This window comes from Micromonospora matsumotoense (genome assembly GCF_900091525.1).
GTDB lineage: Bacteria > Actinomycetota > Actinomycetes > Mycobacteriales > Micromonosporaceae > Micromonospora > Micromonospora matsumotoensis.
This window is the reverse complement of record NZ_FMCU01000014.1, coordinates 70,898-93,554: the sequence shown is the minus strand read 5'-3', so window position 1 is coordinate 93,554 and position 22,657 is coordinate 70,898. Positions and strand designations below refer to the sequence as shown.

General features: G+C 73.3%; 27 protein-coding genes and 1 pseudogene. 13 read left to right on the top strand and 15 right to left on the bottom strand.

The window, feature by feature from the left end:
* The first annotated feature begins 29 nt into the window (after positions 1-29).
* A complete protein-coding gene (locus GA0070216_RS23855; protein ID WP_245722680.1) occupies positions 30-1,007 on the top strand; it encodes a ketopantoate reductase family protein in 978 nt (325 codons plus the stop codon).
* A 96-nt stretch (positions 1,008-1,103) separates the two neighbouring features.
* Here GA0070216_RS23855 and GA0070216_RS35685 read toward each other — a convergent pair.
* The 3 genes and pseudogenes from GA0070216_RS35685 to GA0070216_RS23845 all read right to left on the bottom strand — a co-directional run.
* Positions 1,104-1,385, bottom strand: a pseudogene (locus tag GA0070216_RS35685) (hypothetical protein); the annotation flags it as partial.
* A gap of 8 nt (positions 1,386-1,393) precedes the next feature.
* Positions 1,394-1,570, bottom strand: a complete 177-nt coding sequence (locus tag GA0070216_RS34700; protein ID WP_176739105.1) for a hypothetical protein — start codon at positions 1,568-1,570, stop codon at positions 1,394-1,396.
* Complete coding sequence (locus GA0070216_RS23845) at positions 1,567-1,746, bottom strand: hypothetical protein (RefSeq protein WP_091250502.1); 180 nt, start codon at positions 1,744-1,746, stop codon at positions 1,567-1,569. The genes GA0070216_RS34700 and GA0070216_RS23845 overlap by 4 nt, the downstream gene beginning before the upstream one ends.
* Before the next feature lie 253 nt (positions 1,747-1,999).
* Between GA0070216_RS23845 and GA0070216_RS23840 the strand changes: the two genes are divergently transcribed.
* The 8 genes from GA0070216_RS23840 to GA0070216_RS23805 all read left to right on the top strand — a co-directional run bounded on the left by GA0070216_RS23840 (position 2,000) and on the right by GA0070216_RS23805 (position 8,847).
* The gene (locus GA0070216_RS23840) at positions 2,000-2,884 is read left to right on the top strand and encodes a helix-turn-helix domain-containing protein (RefSeq protein ID WP_091250499.1); all 885 of its coding nucleotides are present in this window, start codon (positions 2,000-2,002) and stop codon (positions 2,882-2,884) included.
* A complete protein-coding gene (locus tag GA0070216_RS23835) occupies positions 2,881-3,078 on the top strand; it encodes a DUF397 domain-containing protein (protein WP_091250495.1) in 198 nt (65 codons plus the stop codon). Before GA0070216_RS23840 ends, GA0070216_RS23835 begins: the two co-directional genes overlap by 4 nt.
* 210 nt (positions 3,079-3,288) lie before the next feature.
* Positions 3,289-3,828, top strand: coding sequence for a DUF4240 domain-containing protein (locus GA0070216_RS23830; RefSeq protein ID WP_091250491.1), 540 nt, complete (start codon positions 3,289-3,291; stop codon positions 3,826-3,828).
* Between the two features lie 109 nt (positions 3,829-3,937).
* On the top strand, positions 3,938-4,771 hold the full coding sequence (locus GA0070216_RS23825; protein WP_091250488.1) for an alpha/beta fold hydrolase: 834 nt from the start codon (positions 3,938-3,940) through the stop codon (positions 4,769-4,771).
* Positions 4,772-4,974: 203 nt separating this feature from the next.
* Positions 4,975-6,174 (top strand): sensor histidine kinase, encoded by a 1,200-nt coding sequence (locus GA0070216_RS23820; RefSeq protein WP_091250483.1) that lies wholly within the window; start codon positions 4,975-4,977, stop codon positions 6,172-6,174.
* Entirely contained in the window at positions 6,164-7,357 is a 1,194-nt protein-coding gene (locus tag GA0070216_RS23815) for a hypothetical protein (protein ID WP_091250480.1), read from the top strand. The genes GA0070216_RS23820 and GA0070216_RS23815 overlap by 11 nt, the downstream gene beginning before the upstream one ends.
* Positions 7,327-8,043, top strand: coding sequence for a response regulator (locus GA0070216_RS23810; protein WP_091250478.1), 717 nt, complete (start codon positions 7,327-7,329; stop codon positions 8,041-8,043). Before GA0070216_RS23815 ends, GA0070216_RS23810 begins: the two co-directional genes overlap by 31 nt.
* A gap of 75 nt (positions 8,044-8,118) precedes the next feature.
* Positions 8,119-8,847, top strand: a complete 729-nt coding sequence (locus tag GA0070216_RS23805; RefSeq protein ID WP_091250474.1) for a hypothetical protein — start codon at positions 8,119-8,121, stop codon at positions 8,845-8,847.
* A 49-nt stretch (positions 8,848-8,896) separates the two neighbouring features.
* Here the strand turns inward: GA0070216_RS23805 and GA0070216_RS23800 are convergent, their stop codons facing one another.
* The 9 genes from GA0070216_RS23800 to GA0070216_RS23760 form a co-directional block, all read right to left on the bottom strand.
* The gene (locus tag GA0070216_RS23800; RefSeq protein WP_091250470.1) at positions 8,897-9,646 is read right to left on the bottom strand and encodes a lysophospholipid acyltransferase family protein; all 750 of its coding nucleotides are present in this window, start codon (positions 9,644-9,646) and stop codon (positions 8,897-8,899) included.
* 95 nt (positions 9,647-9,741) lie between these two features.
* Positions 9,742-11,802 (bottom strand): amylo-alpha-1,6-glucosidase, encoded by a 2,061-nt coding sequence (locus GA0070216_RS23795; RefSeq protein ID WP_091250466.1) that lies wholly within the window; start codon positions 11,800-11,802, stop codon positions 9,742-9,744.
* Positions 11,802-12,173, bottom strand: coding sequence for an SCP2 sterol-binding domain-containing protein (locus GA0070216_RS23790; protein ID WP_091250463.1), 372 nt, complete (start codon positions 12,171-12,173; stop codon positions 11,802-11,804). Before GA0070216_RS23790 ends, GA0070216_RS23795 begins: the two co-directional genes overlap by 1 nt.
* Positions 12,174-12,384: 211 nt before the next feature.
* Positions 12,385-12,801, bottom strand: a complete 417-nt coding sequence (locus GA0070216_RS23785) for a CBS domain-containing protein (RefSeq protein ID WP_091250460.1) — start codon at positions 12,799-12,801, stop codon at positions 12,385-12,387.
* Positions 12,802-12,865: 64 nt separating this feature from the next.
* A complete protein-coding gene (locus GA0070216_RS23780; protein ID WP_091250754.1) occupies positions 12,866-13,891 on the bottom strand; it encodes an aspartate-semialdehyde dehydrogenase in 1,026 nt (341 codons plus the stop codon).
* A 280-nt stretch (positions 13,892-14,171) separates the two neighbouring features.
* Positions 14,172-15,518 carry a M16 family metallopeptidase gene (locus GA0070216_RS23775; protein ID WP_091250457.1) on the bottom strand — a complete coding sequence of 449 codons (1,347 nt, stop codon included), beginning with the start codon at positions 15,516-15,518 and terminating at the stop codon, positions 14,172-14,174.
* On the bottom strand, positions 15,515-16,807 hold the full coding sequence (locus GA0070216_RS23770; RefSeq protein WP_091250453.1) for a M16 family metallopeptidase: 1,293 nt from the start codon (positions 16,805-16,807) through the stop codon (positions 15,515-15,517). The genes GA0070216_RS23775 and GA0070216_RS23770 overlap by 4 nt, the downstream gene beginning before the upstream one ends.
* 338 nt (positions 16,808-17,145) lie before the next feature.
* Positions 17,146-17,361: a hypothetical protein gene (locus GA0070216_RS23765; RefSeq protein WP_091250450.1), complete on the bottom strand. Its 216-nt coding sequence runs from the start codon at positions 17,359-17,361 to the stop codon at positions 17,146-17,148.
* 311 nt (positions 17,362-17,672) lie between these two features.
* Positions 17,673-18,830, bottom strand: a complete 1,158-nt coding sequence (locus GA0070216_RS23760; protein WP_091250447.1) for an alkaline phosphatase PhoX — start codon at positions 18,828-18,830, stop codon at positions 17,673-17,675.
* A gap of 313 nt (positions 18,831-19,143) precedes the next feature.
* On the opposite strand from GA0070216_RS23760, the gene GA0070216_RS23755 reads away from it, so the two are divergent.
* The 3 genes from GA0070216_RS23755 to GA0070216_RS23745 are packed head-to-tail and all read left to right on the top strand — an operon-like array spanning position 19,144 to position 20,765.
* Positions 19,144-20,247 (top strand): 3-deoxy-7-phosphoheptulonate synthase, encoded by a 1,104-nt coding sequence (locus GA0070216_RS23755; protein WP_091250443.1) that lies wholly within the window; start codon positions 19,144-19,146, stop codon positions 20,245-20,247.
* 37 nt (positions 20,248-20,284) lie between these two features.
* Positions 20,285-20,527: a hypothetical protein gene (locus GA0070216_RS23750; protein WP_176739104.1), complete on the top strand. Its 243-nt coding sequence runs from the start codon at positions 20,285-20,287 to the stop codon at positions 20,525-20,527.
* A gap of 28 nt (positions 20,528-20,555) precedes the next feature.
* A complete protein-coding gene (locus tag GA0070216_RS23745) occupies positions 20,556-20,765 on the top strand; it encodes a hypothetical protein (protein WP_091250440.1) in 210 nt (69 codons plus the stop codon).
* 62 nt (positions 20,766-20,827) lie between these two features.
* On the opposite strand, the gene GA0070216_RS23740 is transcribed toward GA0070216_RS23745, so the two are convergent.
* The 3 genes from GA0070216_RS23740 to GA0070216_RS23730 form a co-directional block, all read right to left on the bottom strand.
* Positions 20,828-21,370 carry a DUF1360 domain-containing protein gene (locus GA0070216_RS23740; protein WP_091250437.1) on the bottom strand — a complete coding sequence of 181 codons (543 nt, stop codon included), beginning with the start codon at positions 21,368-21,370 and terminating at the stop codon, positions 20,828-20,830.
* Positions 21,371-21,434: 64 nt separating this feature from the next.
* Positions 21,435-21,752 (bottom strand): hypothetical protein, encoded by a 318-nt coding sequence (locus GA0070216_RS23735; protein WP_091250434.1) that lies wholly within the window; start codon positions 21,750-21,752, stop codon positions 21,435-21,437.
* The gene (locus GA0070216_RS23730) at positions 21,752-22,072 is read right to left on the bottom strand and encodes a DUF6158 family protein (protein ID WP_091250431.1); all 321 of its coding nucleotides are present in this window, start codon (positions 22,070-22,072) and stop codon (positions 21,752-21,754) included. The genes GA0070216_RS23735 and GA0070216_RS23730 overlap by 1 nt, the downstream gene beginning before the upstream one ends.
* Before the next feature lie 129 nt (positions 22,073-22,201).
* On the opposite strand from GA0070216_RS23730, the gene GA0070216_RS23725 reads away from it, so the two are divergent.
* A complete protein-coding gene (locus tag GA0070216_RS23725) occupies positions 22,202-22,633 on the top strand; it encodes a hypothetical protein (RefSeq protein ID WP_091250428.1) in 432 nt (143 codons plus the stop codon).
* Positions 22,634-22,657: the final 24 nt, after the last annotated feature.

Sequence of the window (22,657 nt, the reverse complement as noted above, 5' to 3'; positions counted from 1 at the left end):
GAGACTGTCTCCATATTTTGAAAGTGGAGATGGTCTCCAATTATATCCCCGAGGTGCGCGTGAAGATCCTGATGTTCGGCCGGGGCGTGATCAGCGCGACCTACGGATGGGCCCTGGAACGGGCCGGGCACCACGTCGAGTTCTACGTCCGGCCGGGGCGGGCGGCGGCGTACGGGGAGGCGATCGACCTCGAACTGCGCGACGCGCGGCGGCGGCCGTGGGGCAAGCGGGTCGCCGAGAAGTGGCCGGTGCGCTACCGCGAATCGTTGGAGCCGGACCACGACTTCGACCTGATCGTGCTGAGCGTGCAGCACTACGGCTTCGCCGAGGCGGCGGCCTTCCTCGGGCCCCGGGTGGGCGGGGCCACGGTGCTCGTCTTCAACAACCTGTGGACAGAGCCGCTGGCCGCGACAGCGCACCTTCCCGCCGACCAGGTGGCCTGGGGCTTTCCCGGGGCCGGCGGCGGTTTCGGCGACGACGGCGTACTGCGTGCGGCGCTGCTGCCCGTGGTCTTCCTCGGCACTCTCGACCGTCCGCCGACCGCACGCGAGCAGGCCGTGCGCCAGGTGTTCCGGGGAGCAGGGTTCAGGGTCCGGGAGAATTCCGACTTCCGTGGCTGGCTGTCGGTCCACTTCGTCCAGAACGCCGGCCTGCACACGCAGAGCCTGCGGCGGGGCTCACTGTCCGGTCTGACCACCGGGGACATCCGCGAGGCGATCCTCGCCACCCGCGAGCTGCTGCCGCTCGTCGAGGCCCGGGGCGTCGATCTGCGGCGGCACCGCGGCGAGTTGCTGCCCTTCACCGCGCCTCTCTGGCTGGCGGCACCGGCCATGTCCTGGCTGATGGGGCATTTCCCGCCGATGCGCACGGTGACGCAGGCGCACGCCAACCCCGAGGAGCTGCGCGCGGTCTGCCGCGACACCCTGGCGGAGGCGCGCCGGCTGGGCGTGCCGGTGCCCCGGCTGGAGGCGGCCGAACCCTACTTCGCCGCCGCGACGACACCCTGACGTCCCGTCACCCACCACCGGCCGCACCGCGCCCGCCGGCCGCCCGACGCCCGACGCCCGACGCCCAGGGTCCGCCCGGCGCGGCACCGGCGGCACCCCGACCGGAGAAGGCCCCCGGCGTACCTGGCGGGCCACCCCGACCCGGCTCGGCGCGCGCGGCACCGGCGCAGGCGACGACACCGCCAACCCCGCCGGCTGTACGAAGATCGACCGCCGGGCCACCGCGTCCCCCTTGGCGTCCAGTTGGTAGACGTCGAGCCAGCACCACCCGTCGTAGGTGATCCAGTCGAGCACCCGGATGACCCGGCACGTGATCGGCCTGACGAACTGCACGCTGGCCGCCCGGCCGACCACCACCAGGTCACCCGCCTTCGGCAGCGGCGTCCTCACCGCCACCCCCAGACGTGCCGGAACCTGCGCCACTGCCTGATCCGGCCCCGGGCGGCCTCCACCAGCGGGCAGAACCCGGTCTCGGCGCACTTCCCGCAGCGCCCGCGCCGGTGCTGGTCCAGGCACTCCCACGCCAACAGGACCAGCAGCGGCAGCTCGCGGTGGGCCGTCACGACGCCGCCGGAGGCCAGTGGCCAGGGGCGAGGAGGGTACGGCGGCCGGCGCGGCAGGGCAGTTCCGCGCCGCAGCGGCACACCCTGCGCCAGCGGGTCCAGCTCCAGGTCGGCCGGTGCCGTCGGGCCAGGGTCAGGGCGGCGGCAAGCAGGTAGTCCTCGTACGTCACACGCATCGGGTGTCCTTTCCGGAAATAGCGCCGCCCCGCCCACGCGCTATTCGCAGTGAGCGGGACAGCGGGCTATTGTCGACGCCATTTCTGACGCCCCAGATCCCCCTCCGGTGATGCACAGATTGCGACACGGCCAGTACCTTGCGCAACGCTCCGGCCTCGTTCTACCCTCGTGTCGATTTGACCCACGAGGAATGGAGGAAGGAAATGCTCGGGGAGAAACAATCCTGTTGCAGGAGGGGTGCGGTGATGTTGCATGACGGATGAAACAAGCGGGTCCACCGTCCCCCGACGGCAGCTCGGCAGGCTGCTCACCCAGCTCCGTGAGGACGCCTCGGTCTCGCTGGACTCCGCCGCCGAGGGGCTGGACTGCTCACGGCAGAAGGTGTGGCGCATCGAGAAGGGCCTGGTGCCGGTCCGGGTGGTGGACGCCCGCGCCATGTGCGAGATGTACCGGGTGCCGGAAGAGATGACGTCGATCGTCGCCGGCCTCGCCAAGGAGACCCGCGCCAAAGGATGGTGGCATTCCTACGGCGACGTCGTCCCCTCCTGGTTCTCGCTCTACGTCGGCCTCGAATCGTCCGCCGTCCTCATGCGCAGATATGACGCGGAACTGATCCCCGGCCTGCTCCAAACCCGCGAGTACGCGGCAGAACTGTTCCGCCGCAAGAATCCCACCATGAGCGGGGCAGAGCGGGAGAAGCTCGTCGAGGTGCGGATGCAGCGCCAACACGTCCTGGTGCGCCGGCTGCCCAGCGCGCCCACCCTCAAGGTGGTGCTGAGCGAGGCGGTGCTGCGGCGCACCATCCCCGACCGGCAGGCGATGGCCGGGCAGCTGCGGCACCTGCTCGACATGACCGCGCTGCCCAACGTGAGCCTGCGCGTCCTGCCGTTCACCGCCGGCCCGCCGCTGGCCAGCGAGACGGGCACCTTCGTGATGCTGGGCTTCCCCCAGGCGTTCGGGCGGGCGTCGACCGAGCCGACTACCGTCTATCTGGAGAACATCACCGGCGCGCTCTATCTGGACAAGCCGGCCGAGGTCGCCGCCTACGACCGCGTCTGGGCCGACCTGGAGACGCTCGCGCCGGACGAGGCAGCATCAGAGAAGCTGATCAACGCGATCATCGAGGAGCGAGCATGACTGACCTGGCCGGGGCCGTCTGGCGCAAGAGCACCCGCAGCGGCGGGAGCGGGGGCGACTGCGTCGAGGTGGCCGACAACCTGCCCGGCCTGATCGGCGTACGCGACAGCAAGGACCAGTCCGGTCCGGCGCTGCGTTTCCACCCGACCACCTGGGCCACCTTCGTCCGCGCGGTACGCAGCGGGCTGCGCTGACCGTCATCGGGGCCGCCCACCACCGGGAGGGCGGCCCCGACGCCGCAGCGCCACCCTCCCGGTCACCCGGCGAACGCCCTTGGCGCGCTCCCGACCAGGAGTCGAACGCCCTGGGCGCGCTGCGCGACCACGGCGTCCTGTGGTGCGGCGGTCCACACACCGGAAGCAGACGCCCGGAAAACGTCGGGGCGGGCCGCTACCGTGCGGCGTATGAGTGAGACGGAGACCGCGAACCGGCTGCCCACGGCCGAGGAGGAGGCCCGGTTCTGGGGCCTGCTGGAGGCCGCCTGGGAGCGGCTCGGCCCCGAGCCGGCCGCGCTGCGCCGGGCGCTGCTCACCCGTGACCGGGCCGCCGACGACGACAGCGTCTATGCGATCGACGGCTGGCTGGACCCCTTCCTCGACCAGTTGGGCCAGCTCTGCGCCGACCTGTCCGGCCCCGAGCTGACCGACCTGGACCGGGTGGCCGAGCGCAAGCTCTACGACATCGACCGGGCCGACGTGCACGCGGTGATCGACGGTTCCGACGACGGCTTCCTCTATGGCCGGGGCCACGTGGTGGCGCTGGGGCGGGAGTTCTACGAGGCGGTCCGGGCCGACCCGACCTGGGCGTTGCCCGACGGCTACCTCCAGGGCATGGGCTACTTCTTCGACCGCCTGCACCAGCAGCGCTTCGGCGAGTCGCCCCGGACCGACTCCGGCATCTCCCGGGAGTCGTGCATGAACCCGACCGGCTGGGCCCACCAGTGAGCCGCCCGCCGGCCCCGCGTCCGGGCAGCGGGCCGCCGACGGGCCAGCGACCGGGGGTCCGCTCCCTGCCGCTCCTTCTGCGCTGCAGGCGGCCGACCGGGGTGCCGCCGTGCTGAGCGAGTGCGACGTGGCGCTGCCGGACGGCGGCACCCTGCACGTCTACGACACCGGCGACGACGGCACCGGCCGGCTGCCGGTCGTCTGGCACCACGGCACCCCCAACATCGGCGCCCCACCGGCCCCGCTGTTCGCCGCAGCCGACCGGCTCGGCCTGCGCTGGGTGTCGTACGACCGGCCCGGTTACGGCGGCTCCACCCCCCGCCCCGGGCGGGACGTGGCCTCGGCGGCCGGCGACGTCGCCCGGGTCGCCGACGCGCTGGGCCTGGGCCGGTACGCCACGATGGGCCACTCCGGTGGCGCACCGCACGCGCTGGCCAGCGGCGCGTTGCTGCCCGACCGGGTCGTCGCCGTGGTGGCCGTCGCCGGCCTGGCCCCCTACGACGCGGCCGGGCTGGACTGGTTCGCCGGGATGACGGCGTCCGGGAAGGCATCGCTGCGGGCCGCCGCGCAGGGCCGGGCGGCCAAGGAACGGCACGAGGCGTCCGACGCCGACTACGACCCGGAGTTCACCCCGGCCGACCTCGCCGCCCTGGCCGGGCCGTGGGCCTGGCTCCACGACGTGGTCGGCCCGGCGGTGCGCGGTGGCCCGGGTGGGTTGATCGACGACGACCTCGCGTACGTCACCCCGTGGGGCTTCGCCCCGGCCCGAGTGTCGGCCCCGGTGCTGCTGCTGCACGGGGAGCGGGACCGGGTGGTGCCCGCCGACCACAGCCGCTGGCTGGCCGACGTCTGCCCGGCGGCCGAGCTGCGGATCACCGCCGACGACGGGCACCTCTCGGTGCTCGGCGGCGCACCGGCCGCCCTGGAGTGGCTTTCCCGCTGACCAGCCCCGGGCGGACCCGACGCGGGCGGGCACGCGGCGGACCCGACGCGGCACGCGCTCCGGGTGCCGGGCCGGCACGCGAAACGCAACGCGACACGGCGCGCACCAAAGGTGAATAGTTAACAGCTCGTGTTATTCTCCGGCGTCGATGCACCGCCGAGCAGACCCGGACAGGTCACCGCCCGAAGGACGCCCGCCCCCTGATGTCGGCCCTCCCCGCTCCGACCTCGTCACCGTCGTTGCTGGATCGGCCGGCCGGTGGCGCGTTCCAACTCATCTTGACCACCCTGCCGGCGCTGCTGCGGTTGACCTGCGGGCTGTTCGGTGCGGTGACCGCGCTGGCGGTGCGTACCCCACCGGTGCGGGTGTCGCTGCTGCTGGCCGCCGTGGCCGCGCTGACCGGCTGGTCGGTGTGGTACGCCGTGCGGGCCCTGCGGGTCGGCATCGGCCCCGGGCTGGTCGCCGGGGACGTCGCGTTCACCGTCGCGGCGAGCCTGCTGGCCCCGCTGCTGGTCGCCCCCGAGGTGCTGCCCGGCGAGGGTAGCTGGCTCGCCGTGCTGGCCAGCACCACCGTGATCAACGCGCAGGCCACCGCCCCGGCCCGCTGGTCGGTGCCGGCGGGACTGCTGGTCACCGCCGGCTACGCGGCCGGCACCTCGGCCGCCGGCAACACCGTCGAGGCGTCCGCACACGCGGCGACCCTGCTGGTGCAGACGGCCTGCGCGGCGATGATGACGGCGGTGATGCGCCGCTGGATCGGGCGGGCCGACGCCGCCTTCGCCGACTTCCAGCGGCTGCGCCGGGACATGGTGCTGGCCCGGACGGCCCGGGAGGTGGAACGGCGGCAGAACCGGGACCTGCACGACACGGTCCTGGCCACGCTCACCATGGTCGGGCTGGGTGCCCTGCCGGCCGGCTCGGCGGCGTTGCGCGACCGGGCCGGGGCGGACCTGCGGACCCTGGTCGGGCTCGCGCACGCCCGATCGACGCCGGTGGCCGGGCAGGCCGACGCCGACACCGGCCCGGTGGACCTCGACGCCGGCCTGCGCGTGCTGCTCACCAGCCGCCCCGAGCTGACCGTGACCGCCACCCTGCCGCCCTGCGCGGCACCGACGGGGGTGACCGCCGCGCTCGTCGACGCCACCGCCGCCGCGCTGGACAACGTGGCCCGGCACGCGCCCGACGCCGACGTGGTCGTGCGGCTGGGGCGGGGCGGCGGCAGCGTCGTGATCGAGGTGATCGACGACGGCCCCGGTTTCGACCCGGCCACCGTCCCGGTCCACCGGTACGGGCTGCGCGAGTCGATCCAGGGCCGGCTGACCGAGATCGGTGGACGGGCGGAGGTGACCTCCGCCCCTGGCGACGGCACCCGGATCAGGCTGGAGTGGCCGCATGTCGACTGACCTCGGCGCGACCACGTCGGTCCGCGTACCCCGGCCGGTGGTGCGCGCGGAGGACCCGGCGGGCAGCGACGGCGCGATGGTGGACGTGGCCCGGGTCTCGGACCGGGGCGCCCGGATCGCGGCGGTGGCCATCGCGCTGGTCTGGCACCTCGCGATCGGGCTGCCGGCGTTGCTCGGCGGGTGGCCCGAACTGGCCGCCCCGACGGTGGTCGCGGCGGGCTGGCTGGCCGCCCTCGCCGTCGGCGGGTGGGCCGGACACCGGCTGCTGCACGGCCTGCTGCCGCCGGTGGTGCCACTGGCGGCGATCCTGCTGGCCGTGGACGCGGCGGTCTTCGCGGCGGCCGGCGAACGGCAGCTCTTCGCTGCCGGGAACTGGGCGTGGACCGGGCTGGCCTGGTTCTTCGTGGTGGTGCTCTGGGGCCGCCCGATCCGCTGGATGATCATCCTGCTGGCCGGCCACTCGGTGATCGCGCTCGCCGCGCTGATCGGCGACGGCGCGACCGCCCCCGCCGACCTGACCCGCTACGCGATGTACGTCTATGGCACCTCGTCGCTGCCGGTGGCGGTCTTCACCGGGGCCGCGGTGATCGCCACCCTCGCCCGGCAGCGGGCCGACACCGCCGCAGCCACCCTCGCCGTCCGCGCCGAACGGGACGCCGCCGAACGGGCCTGGGCGGACCGGCGGGCCCGACTGGCGCTGGTCGGCAGCGCCGCCGAGCAGGTGCTGGCGGAGCTGGCCGATGGTCGCGCCGACCCGACCGACCCGTTCGTGCAGCGCCGGTGCGTGCTGGCGGCGACCCGGTTACGTCGGTTGATCGCCGAGTCCGACGACGTGCCGGACCCACTGCTGCACGAGTTGCGAGCCGCCGCCGACCTGGCCGAACGCAACGGGCTGCCGATCGAGCTGATCGCCATCGGCACGCCACCACCCCTGCCGGTGGAGGTCCGCCGACGGCTGGCCGACCCCTTGGCCGCCGCGCTGGCGGACGCCACCGGCTGGGCCCGACTGACGGTGGTGGCCGGCCCGGACGAGGTGGTGATCAGTCTGGTGGCACCCGACGTGGACGGTCCAGGGTCCACCGATCCGCCGGCCACCCCGGTGGGCAACGACGACCAGGTGGAACACGTACTCGAACGGGACGGGGAGATCAGGTGGACGCAGACCCGATGGCGTCAGCCGTGAGCGGGGATCGCCCGGTCGGAGTGTCGATCGTCGACGACCATCCGGTGGTGATCGACGGGGTACGGGCCTGGCTGGCCACCGAGCCCCGGCTGCGGGTGCTCGCCACCGGCGACGACCCGGACCTGGTGCTGCGCACCGCGCCGGAGGCCGACGTGATCCTGCTGGATCTGCGGCTGCACGGGCGGATGATGCTCGACAAGCTGGCCGAGCTGAGCGCCGCCGGCCGGCGGGTGGTGGTCTACTCCGAGCACACCGACCCGGCGACCATGCTGGCCGCGCTCGACGCCGGGGCGACCGCGTTCCTGGCCAAGCACGAGGGGCGGGAACACTGCGTGGCGACGGTGCTGGCCGCTGCCAGCGACCGCCCGTACGTGCCGCCGGCGCTGGCCGGGGCGATGGTGGGTGATCCGCGCCCGGACCGGCCGGCCCTGTCGGACAAGGAACGGGAAGCGCTGCTGCTGTGGTTCCAGTCGATGTCGAAGGCGTCGGTGGCCCGCCGGATGCAGATCAGCGAGCACACCGTCAAACAATATGTGGACCGGGCCCGGATCAAGTACACCCGGGCGGGTCGACCGGCCGCCACGAAGGCCGCGTTACTGGCCCGGGCGATCGAGGACGGCCTCATCCGGCCGGAGGAGATCGGCATCTACCGGTCACAGGCGTCGTACGACCGGCCGACCCCCTAACGGGTGTCATGACAGCGCACCGGGGGTCGGCGAGGCTGAACGCCAGGAGACCAATGGGCGGGGGAGGTCGTGACGATGCGCGAGGACAAGTCCCCGTTCTTCATCGCACCACATCGGTTCGACGCGCCGGAGGACGATCTCGCCCCGGTGCTCGATCGCCGCTACGAACTGGTCCCGGAACACGGTGAGCGGATGCTCGGCCGCTATCCGACGTCGGTGGCCGGCTGCCTGATCAGCCCGACCGGAGCCCGTCGGCACTGGGTGCTGCCGGCACCCGCCACGGTCACCGTCACCGACCGACGGCTCGCGTACGTCTGCCTCGCCGGTGACCTGGCCCTGGTCGCCGGAAAGATCGACTCGACGGGTGTCCGGCACCGGCGCAACGTTCGGCTGCCACGGCTGGTCAGCGGGCAGATCCGCTGGCAGTGGCCGTCCCGACTGGAGCTTCGGCCGACCGGCCCGTCCACCGCGCAGGGCACCGCTACGGAGGCGGAGCTGCTGGTGGTCTGCGACGCGCTGCGGACGATCCAACAGCCGGCCCTGGCGCTGGGCGGCGCGGTGGGCACGGTGACCGAGCTGGCCCGGCTGATCCGCCGGACGGTGGCCTGTTTCCGGGTGACCCGACCCGAGCTGGTGGAGCTGGCCCCGCCGGAGCGGGACGTGCTGATCCGACGGGCCACCGCCGCGCCGATGACCGGTGAGGGGCGGGTGACGCTGCCGGGTTCACTGCCGGTGGAGTTCCTGTCCCGCGAGGACTACTACCGCGTTCCGGAGCGGGCCGGCAAGGACGCCGTCGGCAGCTGAGCCGGCACCTCGGCCGCGCCGCGACCGGCTCCGCGCGGGGAGCAGCCGATCAGGAGGTGGCCGAGCGGCGGGGACGGCGGTCCAGCTCGGCGGCTTCCTGGAGGTTGGGTGCGGTACCGCCCAGGTGGGCCGGCTGCCACCAGGTGTCGTCCGGGCCGGACGGCTTGTCCGGGTACTCCTGCTGGGCCCGGTCGACCAGCGCGGTCAGCCGGATCTTCAGCTCGGCCGTCATCGTGTTGGCGTCCGGGTACGCGCCCGGGTCCATCGGCTCACCGAGCAGGATCGTGATCGGGGTGTGCCGCCGGGTCAGGGTCTTCGGCCGGCCCTTGGTCCAGAGCCGCTGGGTGCCCCACAGCGCCACCGGCACCAACGGCACCTCCGCCGCCTGCGCCATCCGGGCCGCCCCGCTCTTCAGCTCCTTGACGGTGAACGAGCGGCTGATCGTCCCCTCCGGGAACAGACCGACCGCCTCGCCACGGCGCAGCGCGTCCACCGCCGTGTTGTACGAACCGACCCCCGCCGACCGGTTCACCGGGATGTGCTTCATGCCGCGCATCAGTGGGCCGGAGACCTTGTGCGCGAAGACCTCGTGCTTGGCCATGAACCGCACCAGTCGCCGGGACTCGTGCGCCCCGTACCCGCAGAAGATGAAGTCGAGGTAGCTGACGTGGTTGCTGGCCAGCACCACCCCACCGGTCCGGGGGACGTGGTGGTTCCCGTCGACGGTCAGGCGCAGGTCGAGGACCCGGAACAACGTCTTGGCAGCGGTGATCACGGGCGGGTACACGAGTTCCGGCATCCGGTGACTTTACCCCGCGTGGGTGGGACGACCGCAGGACGGAGCCGACCTGCCGAGGCGCGCGGCCGACGCCCCCGATCAGCGGGAACCGCCGGTCAGTCGGCCAGCTTGTCCAGATCGAGGCGGCCCCGGGCGAAGGCGTCCACCCGCCCCCAGCGACCCGGGATGTCCAACACCTCGATCCGGCCCATCCCGACCGGCAGCACCGGCTCCACCGCCAGGTGCCCCTCGTGCGGCTCCAACCCGAGCATGGTGCGCAGCAGCAGCAGCGGGGCCCCCGTCGACCAGGCCTGCGGGCTGCACGCCGTCGGGTACTCGACCGGGAACTTGGTCTGCTCCCGGGGATAGCCGCCGAACGCCTCGGGCAGCCGCCCGTCGAAGTAGGTGGCCGCGTCGAGGATGCCGCTGGCGATGGTGGCGGCCTCGTCGGCGAAGCCGTACCGACGCAGTCCCCAGGCGATGAAGGAGTTGTCGAACGGCCAGATCGTGCCGTTGTGGTAGCCGATCGGGTTGTACCGCACCTCCCCCTCGGCGAGGGTCCGTACGCCCCAGCCGGTGAACAGGCGGGGTCCGACCATGTGCCGGGCGATCTTCTCGGCCCGGTCGTGGTCGACGATCCCGCTCCACAGCAGGTGCCCGATGTTGGAGCTGAGCACGTCGCACTGCCGGCCGTCCGGGTCGAGGGCCAGCGCGTAGTACTCCCCGTCGGCCACCCACCAGTCCCGGTTGAAGCGTTCCTTCAGCGCCGCGGCCTCCCGCTCCAGCCGGTCGGCGAACGCCGGGTCGTCCCAGAACTCCCGGGCCATCCGGGCCGCCCGCACCTTCGCGTCGTACGCGTAGCCCTGCACCTCACAGGTGGCCCGGGGGAACGGCGGCAGGCTGCCGTCGGCGTACGAGATGGAGTCCCAGGAGTCCTTCCAGCACTGGTTCTCCAGGCCGGTCTCGGTGTTGCGCCGCTCGTACCAGATGTAGCCGTTGCCGGCCAGGTCGGCGTAGTCGTCGATCCACTTCAGCGCGGCCCGGCACTCCCGTTCCAACTCCTTGACCAGCGCGACGTCCCCGCTCCACCGCTCGTACTCGTCGAGCAGCACCACGAACAGCGGGGTGGCGTCCACCGAGCCGTAGTAGGGCGAGTGCGGCTGCTCCTCGAACGCGGCCGTCTCGCCGTAGCGCATCTCGTGCAGGATGCGGCCCGGGTCCTCGTCGCGGAAGTCGTCGAACCGGCTGCCCTGTAGGGACGCCAGGATGCGCAGCGTGGTCTTGGACAGCTCCGGGGCGAACGGCAACACCTGCAGACAGGTCAGGATGCTGTCCCGACCGAACATGGTCATGAACCAGGGCAGGCCGGCGGCGGGCAGGGTCTGGCCGCCCAGCGACAACGGGGCGAACCGCAGCGCCGCCAGGTCGATCAGGCTGCGCCGGTAGATGGCGGCCAACTTGTCGTGCTCGCTGTTGACCTTGGGGGCCTTGGCGATCCACTCCTCCAGGTCGTGCTGGAGGGCGAGCCGCTCGTGGCCGTGCACCGTCACCCCCAGCCGAAGGTCCCGGCCCCCGGGGCCGACCGCGAAGGTCTGCACGTCGATCTCCGCGTCCCACTGCTCGTTGGGCTCCAGGTGCACCGAGTACGCGAAGCCGTTGCGGTCGTAGCGGGCCGGCCGGGACGACGAGATGACCGTCTCCCGCCGGAAGTTGCCCCGCCGGTAGCCCAGCCGCAGCCGGTCGGATTCGGCCTCGGCGTACAACTCGCCCTTCTTGTTGAGGATCTCGTCCTTGACCTGGAAGAGGTCGGCGAAGTCGGCCCCGGCGTCCATCCGGACCTCCAGGTCGACCGCCTTCTCGTCGTGGTTCAGGATGGTCAGCTGTTCGCGGAAGCTGCCGCCGACGGCGCGTTCCCGGATGATCGACAGCTTGGCGTCGACGTAGTGGGTGGCCATCCCGGGCACCAGGAAGAACCGCGCCTCGTAGTACTGGAGGTCGTCGTAGGACAGCGCGTTGAGCCGCTCCCCGTTGATGGTCAGCACCCACCGGGACAGGAAGCGCATGTCGAGGGAGAACAGGCCGGTCGGCTCGCTCGGCGTCGCCTCGATGTCACCGGTCTCCTCCGAGACGACGAACGTGTTGCCGTCCAGGATCCGGATCGTGTTGCTCTGTCCCATCACCGCACCTCCCGCTGGTGGAGCCGGCGCGGCCCCTGGGCGTCCGGGGAGCCGGGGAAGATCCGCTCGATCTGGACCACCAGCCGGGCGTCACCGGTCACCGTCATGTCGCCGCGCAGCAGCGCCGCCAGGCCGTTCTCCCGGCCTGCGGCCAACTCCTCGAACAACGCCGGCGTCGTCCCGATGACGGTGTCCGCCTCCCGGTCCTCCTGGCTGACCTCCACGTTTCCCCGGTCCACCCGGAGCAGCCAGTGGGTGGTCTGCGGCCCCTCGTGCAGATCGAAGCGCAGCGTCCCGGCCGCCTTGTTCAGCAGCGGTTCGTAACCCCGCCGGTCCAGGCTCTCGAAGAACCTCGTGGTCGCGTCCGCCATCGGGCCCTCTCCCCCGTCGTCCCATCCGCCTGCCAGTACCCGCACCGGGTGCCCGCCCGGCCCGCCGCCAACCTCGCCCGGATCGGGTGAGGTCCCCGCCCGGCGGCGGCCGACCCGGGCCCCGCAGGCAGCGGACACCGGCATCCCGCAGACAGCGACGACGCCGGCCCCGGGGCTTCCCGGGGGCCGGCGTCGTCGTCCGTGGCGGAGGTCAGTTGTTGGGATCGTCGGCGCTGATGTCCGCGAGCACCGACTGGGGTTCCCGCTCCACCGCGAGGTCACCCATCGACACCAGGCCCACCAGCCGACCGTCGTCGATCACCGGCAGCCGGCGTACGGCGTAGGTGCGCATCAGGTCCGCGGCGGCGACCGCGTCGTCGTGCTGGCTGACCGTGATCACGTCCCGGCTGGTGATCTCGTGGAGGCGGGCGCGGTTCGGATCGAGATCCGCGGCCACCCCCCGGACCGTGATGTCCCGGTCCGTCACGATCCCCACCACGTCGTCGCCGTTGGTCACCACCACGTCGCCGATGGCGCTGTCCCGCATCTCCTGCGCCGCGGCGGCGAGGGTGTCGTTGCCGTCCATCGTCACCAACCGGGTCGTCATGAACTCTCCGACCGTTGTCATGGTGCTCCCCTCTCGGTGTCGGCACGGCGGTCTACCCACCGCCCCCGAGCAGGTAACGCTCCGGTCAGCGCAGTTCGGCCGCGACCAGCTCGGCGAGCTGCACCGCGTTCAGCGCGGCGCCCTTGCGCAGGTTGTCGTTGGCGCAGAACAGCGCCAGGCCGTGCTCCACGGTCTCGTCGGCCCGCAGCCGGCCGACGTAGGTCGGGTCCTGACCGGCCGCCTGCAACGGCGTCGGCACGTCCGACAGGGCCACCCCGGGCGCACCGTCGAGCAGCTCCCGGGCCCGCTGCGGGGTGATCGGCCGGGCGAACCGGGCGTTGATCTGCAACGAGTGGCCGGTGAACACGGGCACCCGGACGCAGGTGCCGGAGACCAGCAGGCCGGGGATCTCCAGGATCTTGCGGCTCTCGTGGCGCAGCTTCTGCTCCTCGTCGGTCTCGAAGGAGCCGTCGTCGACGATCGAGCCGGCCAGCGGGAGCACGTTGAAGGCGATCGGCCGGGCGAACGAGCGCGGCGCGGGGAACTCGACGGCCGACCCGTCGTGGGTCAGCGCGGTGGCCCCCTCGACGACCTTGCGGACCTGCTCGTCCAGCTCGGCGACGCCGGCCAGCCCGGCCCCGGAGACCGCCTGGTAGGTGGCGACGACCAGGCTGATCAGCCCGGCCTCGGCGTGCAGCGGGCGCAGCACCGGCATCGCGGCCATGGTGGTGCAGTTCGGGTTGGCGATGATGCCCTTCGGCCGGTCGGCGATCGCGTGCGGGTTGACCTCGGCGACGACCAGCGGCACCTGCGGGTCGGTGCGGAACCCCGACGAGTTGTCGATCACCACCGCACCGGTCGCGGCGACCCGGGGGGCCAGCTCCATCGCCGTGCCCTTACCGGCGGAGAAGAGCACGATGTCCAGCCCGGAGTAGTCGGCGGTCGCCGCGTCCTCCACGGTGACCTCGCCGTCCCGCCAGGGCAGGGTGCGCCCTGCCGACCGGGCCGAGGCGAACAACCGCACCTGCTCCGCCGGGAACTCGCGTTCCGCCAGCACCTGCCGCATGACGCCACCGACCTGGCCGGTGGCTCCCACAATGCCGATCCTCATGCCCGCGAGGCTACCCAGCCGCAGGCCCACGGCGGGAAACGTTTCCCACCGCCCGGGTCGCCGCCCGCCCGCCCGGCCACCGCCCCGGTCGGCCCCCGGACCGCAAACCACCCGACGGTACGCCCCGAATCCCCGCAGGATCGGCCGTGACCAGGCCGTCCGGCCGCAGCATCCGCACCGCCCCCGGCCCGGCGGTTCCCGGGGCGGCGCGACCGGAATCACACCGCCCCGGGCCCGACCAGCCGGTCAGCCGGCATGGTCGGTCACCTCGCCGAGCCGGTCAGCCGGCGTGGTCGGTCACCTCGCCGAGCCCGGAGGCCACCAGTTCGTCGCGGATCAGCGCCGCGTCACCCTCGATGACCAGGGTCAGCGCCTCCGGGTGCAGGTGGGTGGCGGCAGCCGCGGAGACCTGCGCCACGTCGGCGGCGAGCAGCGCCTCCCGCAACCGGGCGTGGTAGTCGTCGGGCAGGTCGTGCACGACCAGGGTGGTCAACGCCGAGGCGATCGCCCGGGGGCTCTGCAACTCGACCGAGAGCTGGCCGGCCCGCCAGGACCGGGCGACCGCCAACTCGTCCTCGGTCACCCCGCCAGCCCGGGTACGGGTGATCTCGCCGACCGCCTCGACCAGGGCCGGCGCGGTCACCGCCGTCTGCACCCCGGCGCTGACCGCGAACCGACCGAACCGGCGGGACGAGGCGAAGTCGCCCCGGATGCCGTACGTGTAGCCGCGTACCTCACGGATCAGGTGGTTGAGCCGGGAGGTGAACGCCCCGCCCAGCACCGTGCCGGCGAGCGCCATCGGCACGTGGTCGGGGTGGGCGCGGTGCGGTGACGGGTGACCCAGCCGCAGCGTGGACTGCACCGAGCCGGGCCGGTCCACCAGGATGATCCGCCGGCCGGCGGGCAGCGGCACCTCGATCGGGCCGCCCCGCTCGACGGGACCGCCGCCGGTGCCGGCGAAGGCCGCCGTGCCCAGCGCGTCCAGGTCGATCCGGTCCAGGTCACCGGCGACGACCAGGGTGCCGGGGCGCAGGAACCACTCGGAGTGGAAGACGGTGACGTCCTCCACATCCAGCCCGGCGACCGAGTCGGGATCGCCGTACAGCGGGCGGCCCCACCGGTTCTGCGCACCGAACAGGTCGGCACGCAGCGCCGCGTCGGCGCGCGGGCCGGGGTTGGCCCAGTCCATCCGCAGCGCGGTCGCCTCGTCGTCGCGGACCCGGCGCACGTCGTCCGGGTCGAGCCGGGGCGTCCGCACCGCCTCGGCGAGCAGCTCCACGGCCGCGCCGAGCCGGTCCACCGGCACCTGGACGCTGACCTGGAAGGTGTCCCAGTCCAGCCCGGTGGCCAGTTCGGTGCCGAGGCCCTCGACGGCCAGCGCGAAGGTGGTGGCGTCGCGCTGCGCGGTGCCCTCCTCCAGCGCCTTGGCCAGCACCGCGCCGAGCCCCTCCTTGCCCACCGGTTCCCGCCCGGCGCCCGCGTCGAGCAGCAGCAGCGCGACGGCGAGGTTCTGCCCGGGCAGGTGCGCGGCGACCACCCGGCCACCGGCGACGTCCCGGCGGACCACCGTCGGGAACCGGTACGGGCGGGCGGTGCCCGGACCCGGACGGGTGGTGATCAGCGTCATGAGGTCTCCTCCGGCAGGTAGGTCAGGGTCACCCGGTCGGCGGGGGTGAGCACGTCGGCGGCCAACTCGGCGATCTGCGTGGCGGTCACCGACAGCCAGCCGGGCAGCCGGTCGGCGGTCTTCGCCGGGTCGCCGAACTGGGTGGCGTACCGGCCGAGCGCGTCGGCCCGACCGTCCACCGTGGCCATCTGCCGCCACCAGGCGGTGCTGAGCAGCGCCTTGGCCCGGTCCAGCTCGGCGGCGGTGACCGGCACGGTGGCGAGTTCGTCGACCACCTCGGCGACCCCTTCGGCGAGCCGTTCGGCGCTCACCCCGGGGCGGGCGGTGGCGGTGGCGATCACCGGCGCCGGGGCGTGCGCCAGATCCACCCCGTACGCGCCGACCAGGTCCGGTTGGGCGAGCCGTTCGCCGTCGGCGAGCCGCTGGTAGAGCCGGCTGCCCCGGCCGCTGCCGAGCACGGTGGCGGCCACCGTGGCCACGTCGTAGCCGGGACTGCCGAACGGGTGGGTGCGGTGCGCGACGTAGACCCGGGCGGCGGGCACGTCGGCGGTGACCGTCTCGACGGCGGGCCGGTCGGTGCGGGCGACGGTGTGGCCGTCCGGCGCGGCGGGGATGTCCCCACGGGCCGGGATCGCCCCGAAGTACCGCTGCGCCAGCGCGAACACCTCGGCGGCGGTGGCGTCGCCGACCACGGTGAGTACGGCGTTGTCCGGCGCGTAGTAGGTCTGGTGGAACGCCTGGAAGGTGGCCAGGTCGGCGGCGTTCAGGTCGGCCATCGACCCGATCGTCGCATGGTGGTAGGGGTGCCCCGGCGGATAGAGCAGCGGGAGCAGCCGCAGCCAGGCGTCGCCGTACGGGACGTTCTCGTAGCGCTGTCGACGCTCGTTCTTGACCACGTCCCGCTGGTTGTCCAGGGTGTGCTGGGTCAGCGCGGGGACCAGCCCGCCCATCCGGTCGGCCTCCAGCCAGAGGGCCAGTTCCAGGTGTTCGGCCGGGACGGTCTCGAAGTAGTTCGTCCGGTCCGGGTTGGTGGTGGCGTTGAGCGAGCCACCGGAGCCCTGGATCAGTTTCATGTGTTCGGTCTTGGCGACGTTGACCGAGCCCTCGAACATCAGGTGCTCGAAGAGGTGGGCGAAGCCGGTCTGGCCCGCCGGCTCGTGGCGGGAGCCCACGTCGTACCAGAGGTTGACCGCGACCGCCGGGGCGGTGCGGTCCTCGCTCACCACCACGCGCAGGCCGTTGTCCAGTCGGGTCGTCTCGATGGGCCAGGGGTAACCGCTGTCGGGCATGACCCGACGCTATCCGATCTCCAGGTCGCGGTGGCGACGTGTCATCACCCGGCCACGCCAGGCAGCAACCAGCCCTCCGGGACCGGCCCACCGGGACCGCCCACACGACGCCCGGACCGCCCACACGACGCCCGGGTTGAGAGGGCCCGCCTCTTGATCGACTCAATGGTGCCGATAGTGCGGTATCAACCGGGCATCGACACCGCCATTTCGGCGACATTGAGTCGATCAAGAGGGCGGGCCCAGTCGCGGGGCGGGTCAGTCGCGCGGGGTGGGCCAGTCGCGCGGGGCGGGTCAGTCGGGGGGTGGGTCAGTCGCGGGCTCTCAGTCGGGGGCTCTCAGTCGGGGGGTTCGATCGGGGTGACGGTCTGCTCGGAGGTCCGGTGCTCCAGCACCGTGTCGGGGGCGGCCCCCTGGTCGGCCGTACGGCGATCCGATTCGGCGAGGATCGCCTCGGCCTGGGCCTGCGGGTCGTCGCTGCCCACCGCTGCCTCCTCGGGCAGCAGGTGGGCCCGGGACTCCACCCGTTCCTGGTCGCTCTGCTCGTGGGTCATGCGGTTGTCGATACCCCGTCGACGCCCCCGCCACGCCACAAGATCCCCCGCCCCGGACCGGGACCCACCGTCCAAGGCCACCCTCGATCCGGGATGTAGTGGCCGCTCACCAACCCGAGGCCACTACATCTTGGATCGAGCACGATCATCGACGCAGGTCGAGCACGATGATCACGGAGCCGGACGAGACGGCGGGAGGGAGGTGAGGCGGACGGGACGAGACAGCGGGAGGGCGGGACGGCGAGACGGCGGGACGGGACGGGACGGGACGGCGGGAGCACGATCATGGGGCGAGACGGGAGTGGGCGTGGTCAGGACCGGAACGGGCCGCGCACCTCGTAGGTGATGCCACCGGCCGAGACGCCGGCCGTGCCGCGCTGGGACGAGAAGTAGAGCCGGCTGCCGTCCGGGGAGAACGCCGGACCGGTGATCTCCGACGAGGACTGCCCGGTGACCCGCAGGAACGGCGTCACCACCCCGGTCGGGGTGATCAGGTTGATCTCCAGGTTGCCGCCGTCCTCGGCGACGTAGAGGTCACCGGAGCGGCTACCGGTGATGTTGTCCACCCCGGTCAGCGGGGCGGTGCCGCCGGTCACCAGCGAGTCGTCGTACGCCAGGTCGATGCGCTGGCCGACCACGTCGTACGCCCAGACCCGGTTGTCGCCCTTGGTGGTGAACCAGCAGGTGCCGTCGGCGTACCAGCAGCCCTCGCCGCCGGTGAACCGCTTCGCCCCGGCGACCTGGTTGCGGGTCGCCGTCGGCGCGCCGTCCGGGTCGGGGACCCGGGCCCAGCTCACCGGGCCGCTGGTGGCGGTGCCGGCGACCAGCACCTCCAGGGTGCCCGCGGAGAGGTCGCCCCAGACGGTGGGGCGGAACCGGTAGAAGCAGCCGTCGGTCTCGTCCTCGGTCAGGTAGATCACCTGGCGGTCCGGGTCGGCCGCCGCCGCCTCGTGCGTGAACCGGCCCAGCGCCGGCCGCTGCACCGCGGCGGTGCCGCCCTGCGGGTAGGTCTCGTAGACGAAGCCCCGGCTGGTCTCCTCGCAGGAGAGCCAGGTCCCCCACGGGGTCGCGCCACCGGCGCAGTTCTGGCGGGTGCCGGAGAGGATGCGGTACGCCGAGACGATCGTGCCGTCGGCGGCGAACCGCACCGCCGACGCGCCACCGCTGGGGGTGATCTCCGAGTTGGAGACGTAGATCCACCCGGTGCCGGCGGCGAAGCAGGCCCCGCCGTCGGGAGCGTTGTGCCAGGTGTACGAGGTGCCGGGCACCGCCTGCCGGGAGCGGGCGATCACCCGGCTGGTGAAGCCGGCGGGCAGTTGGATGCCGTTGCCGTCGGCGGTGCCGAGCGGCCCGTAGGGGCCGGTGCCGGGCTGGGCGGGCGCGGCCAGCGCGGCACCGGACCAGAGGCTGCCGGCGAAGGCGGCGGCCCCACCGGCGACGGTGGCGCGCAGGACGGTACGACGGTCCATCGGAACCTCCGGGGGATGCGAGCGGTGCCGCCGAAGTTACCGACGGTGGCAGTGACGGAGGTGAACGTCAGGCGAGGGTTGGCCGACGACCGGATGAGCCCTTCCCGCCGCCTCGGGTACGCTTGCCGGCGTGACGCGTGCGTATCGATGGTTTAGGCAGCCGGCTGCGGAGCCGGTGACCTCACCATGAGCTGACGTCACCGCGTTTCGAGCCGGCCGGGCAGGAGCCTTGAGCTTCCTGCCCTTCTGTTTACGAGCAGCCGGCTCGACCCGGGCACCGGCCCCGGGCACGGTCGGCGGAAGGACTCCCACCGTGACGACCCCGGACAACGGGCCGACCCCGGACAACGGCGCGGTCATCGACCAGCGGATCGACCGTGTCGTGCCGCTGACCACCCCCGCCCTGCTCCTGCACGAGCTGCCCCTGGACCCGCCGCTCGCCTCGGCCGTGCTGGCCGGCCGACGTGCGGTCGGCCGGGTGCTGGACCGCGCCGACGACCGGCTGCTGGTGGTCGTCGGTCCGTGCTCGGTGCACGACCCGGCGGCGGCGCTGGAGTACGCGCACCTGCTGCGCGAGGCCGCCGACCGGCACGCCGACGACCTGCTGGTGGTGATGCGGGTCTACTTCGAGAAGCCGCGTTCCACGGTCGGCTGGAAGGGCCTGATCAACGATCCGGCGCTGGACGGCTCCGGCGACGTGAACACCGGCCTGCGCACCGCGCGGGCGCTGCTGCGTGACGTGGTCCGGCTGGGGCTGCCGGTGGGGTGCGAGTTCCTCGACCCGATCACCCCGCAGTACATCGCCGACACGGTGGCCTGGGGCGCGATCGGGGCCCGGACGGTGGAGAGCCAGGTGCACCGGCAGCTCGCCTCCGGCCTGTCCATGCCGATCGGCATGAAGAACCGCCCGGACGGCAGCATCGCCACCGCCGTGGACGCGATCCGGGCCGCCGAGGTGCCGCACGTCTTCCCCGGCATCGACGTCTCCGGCACCCCGGCGATCATGCACACCCGGGGCAACGCCGACGGGCACCTGGTGCTGCGCGGCGGCGGGGGCCGCCCGAACTACGACGCCGAATCGGTGGCCGGGGCCCTGGACCTGCTCCGGGCGGCCGGGCTGCCGGAGCGGCTGGTGGTCGACGCCAGCCACGCCAACAGCGGCAAGGACCACCGCAACCAGCCGAAGGTGGCCGCCGACGTGGCCGCCCAGCTCGCCGCCGGGCAGCGCGGCATCGTCGGCATCATGCTGGAGAGTTTCCTGCTGGCGGGCCGGCAGGAGCTGGACCCGACCCGGGAGCTGACCTACGGCCAGTCGGTCACCGACGCCTGCATCGGCTGGGACACCACCGCGGAGGTGCTGGAGCACCTCGGGGCGGCCGTCCGGGCCCGGCGGGCCACCCTGCCCACCCCGGCCTGACGGGTTTGACCGTTTCGACCCCGGGTAGCAGGGCGGGGTGACCGACGACGCACCCGTGACCGACGACCTGCCCGGGACCGACCAGCCGGACATCCGGCAGCTCGACGAGTTGCTGGACGAGATCTACCACGGTCAGGAACGGCTCAGCCAGGCCGACATCTACCACTCGGCGGTCAGCGCGGACCTGCCGGCGGAGCTGCTCACCCGGGTCGCCGCCCTCCCCGAGGGGGAGTACGCGGTGGACGAGGTGGCCGACCTGCTGGGTGGGTCGGCGGCCTGACCGCCGTCGCCGGCGAGAGGAGATCGAGATGTCCGACCACGAGGAACACCACGAGCGGATGCCCGCCCTCGGCCAACCCCCCGAGGGACAGGACACCCTGCCCGAGCCGGATTTCGCCAACGAGCACGACCGGACCGCCGTCGACCGTGACGTGATCACCGGCGCGGACGCCGACGAGCGGGAACCGGAGACGTCGCGCGGCTGGGCGGGTGAGGACCACGGCACCACCCCCACCTGAGCGGGTGGATGACGGAAAGGGGCCGGCGGACACGATCCGCCGGCCCCTTCCGGGTGTACGGGTCACTTCTCGTCGGGTCGTCCGCCCTCGGCGGCCTGCTGCGCCACCGCGTACCCCATCTGGAGGAAGTCGGACGCGGCGACGGCGGTCAGCGCGGTCGCCACCAGCCGGGTCAGCCGGGGGGCCAGCACCAGGCCGCCGGTGAGCCCGGTGGCCACCCAGACGGCCAGGCAGAACGGGCAGCTGAGCAGCTCGCCGATCGCGTGCCGGGTGGAGCTGCCCTGGTCACGGACCTGCTCCATCACCTCGCCGCTGCCGATCGGGCGGTCGTAGCGGGTGAACGGGGCCCGCAGCGGGCTGGTCACCGCGTCCTTGGAGAGCAGCCGGCTCAACTTGTGGGTGGCGACGGCGAGCAGCACCACGTCACCCGGGGCGGGGCGTTCGGGCACCGGCCGGCCGGTCGCCTTGACCAGCGCCGCGATCGACGCGGTCACCCCGGCGTAGGTGCCCATCGCCGCCAGGTAACCACCCAGCGGCCGGTGCTCGTGCGGCGCGTACGCCTGGCGCAGCTGCGCCACCTTCTGCTTCAGACCACCATCGGTCACCGGGGCTCCTCGTTCGTCGCTCGCGTCAGTGGGCGGTTCGTCGTGCGATCGGGCACGAGCCGGGTCAGCCCGCTGTCAGGTTCTCGGCGACCTCGCGTTCGAGGTTGGCCAGGGACTCGTCGGCCAGTCCGGCGGCCGACCCGGCGGGCAGTTCCAGCCGGACCCGGGCACCGCCGGCGTCGCCCGGCGTGACCTCCAGTTCAGCCGCCCCGTCCGGGCCGTCCCAGCGGGCCCGCAGCTCGTGGTCGTACCGGCGGGTCGGGGCCGCGCCGTCGGCCCGCAGCGGCTCGGGCAACCAGGCGTCGATCCGGTCGGGGTCGGTGGCGGTGCTGAACACCACCTCGGGTGGCGCGGACATGCCGCGCTCGGCGGGGGCGGCCATCACGCGCCCCGCAGCCGGTGCGGGTCCACCTCGCGGCCCGGGTGCCGGGCCAGGTATTCGGTCTCCAACTCGGCGGTGCGCCGCAGATGGTTGGCGAGCGCCGAGTCGGCGGCGTGCCGGAGCGTGTCGAGCCGGGTGCGGTGCAGGCTCTGCAGCTCGCGGATCAGGTCGTCGTCGCCGAGCTCCGCCGGGTCCACCCCGAGCAGTTCGCCGTCGGCCTCGGAGATCACGGTGGCGGTGCGGTGGACGTGGTCGCCGTCCCACTCGGGCATGCGCTGTTCCGGGCTGCCGTCGCCGGACCGGTGTGCTGATTCGGTCATGTCGTCCCCCTCGGGTTCGACCGGGCTGGTGTCTAGACGGTTGCCCAGCGGGGGTGTCACCAAACCCACCGGCGCGCTGGCTACGACGCCGCGTCGGAGACACCGTGCCGTCCCGGTACCCTCGACGGCATGAAGCGGCTCTGGACACCGGCGTGGATCCTCCGCCACGTGGCCCTGGTCGTCCTGGTGACGGGCTTCCTGGCGCTGGGCTGGTGGCAGATCAGCCGGGCCGCTTCCGGCAACACCCTGAGCTGGGCGTACGCGGTGGAGTGGCCGATCTTCGCCGGCTTCGTGGTCTTCGTCTGGTGGCGTGAGGTGCGGCACACGCTGCGCGGCCCGCGCGCCGGGTCGCCGCCGACGGCCGCACCGGCCGGGCCGATCCCGACCGGTGCGACCACCCCCGGACCGACCACCCCGGCGGTACGCCGTCCGGTGCGGGTCGCCCGGGTGCCGGCCGCCCCGGTCGACGGTGCGGACGACGCCGACCTGGCCGCGTACAACCGCTATCTGACCTGGTTGAACGACAATCCGGGCGCGAGGCCCGGCGACTATCCCGGCTGAGGCCGGTCGGAAGGACGGACGACG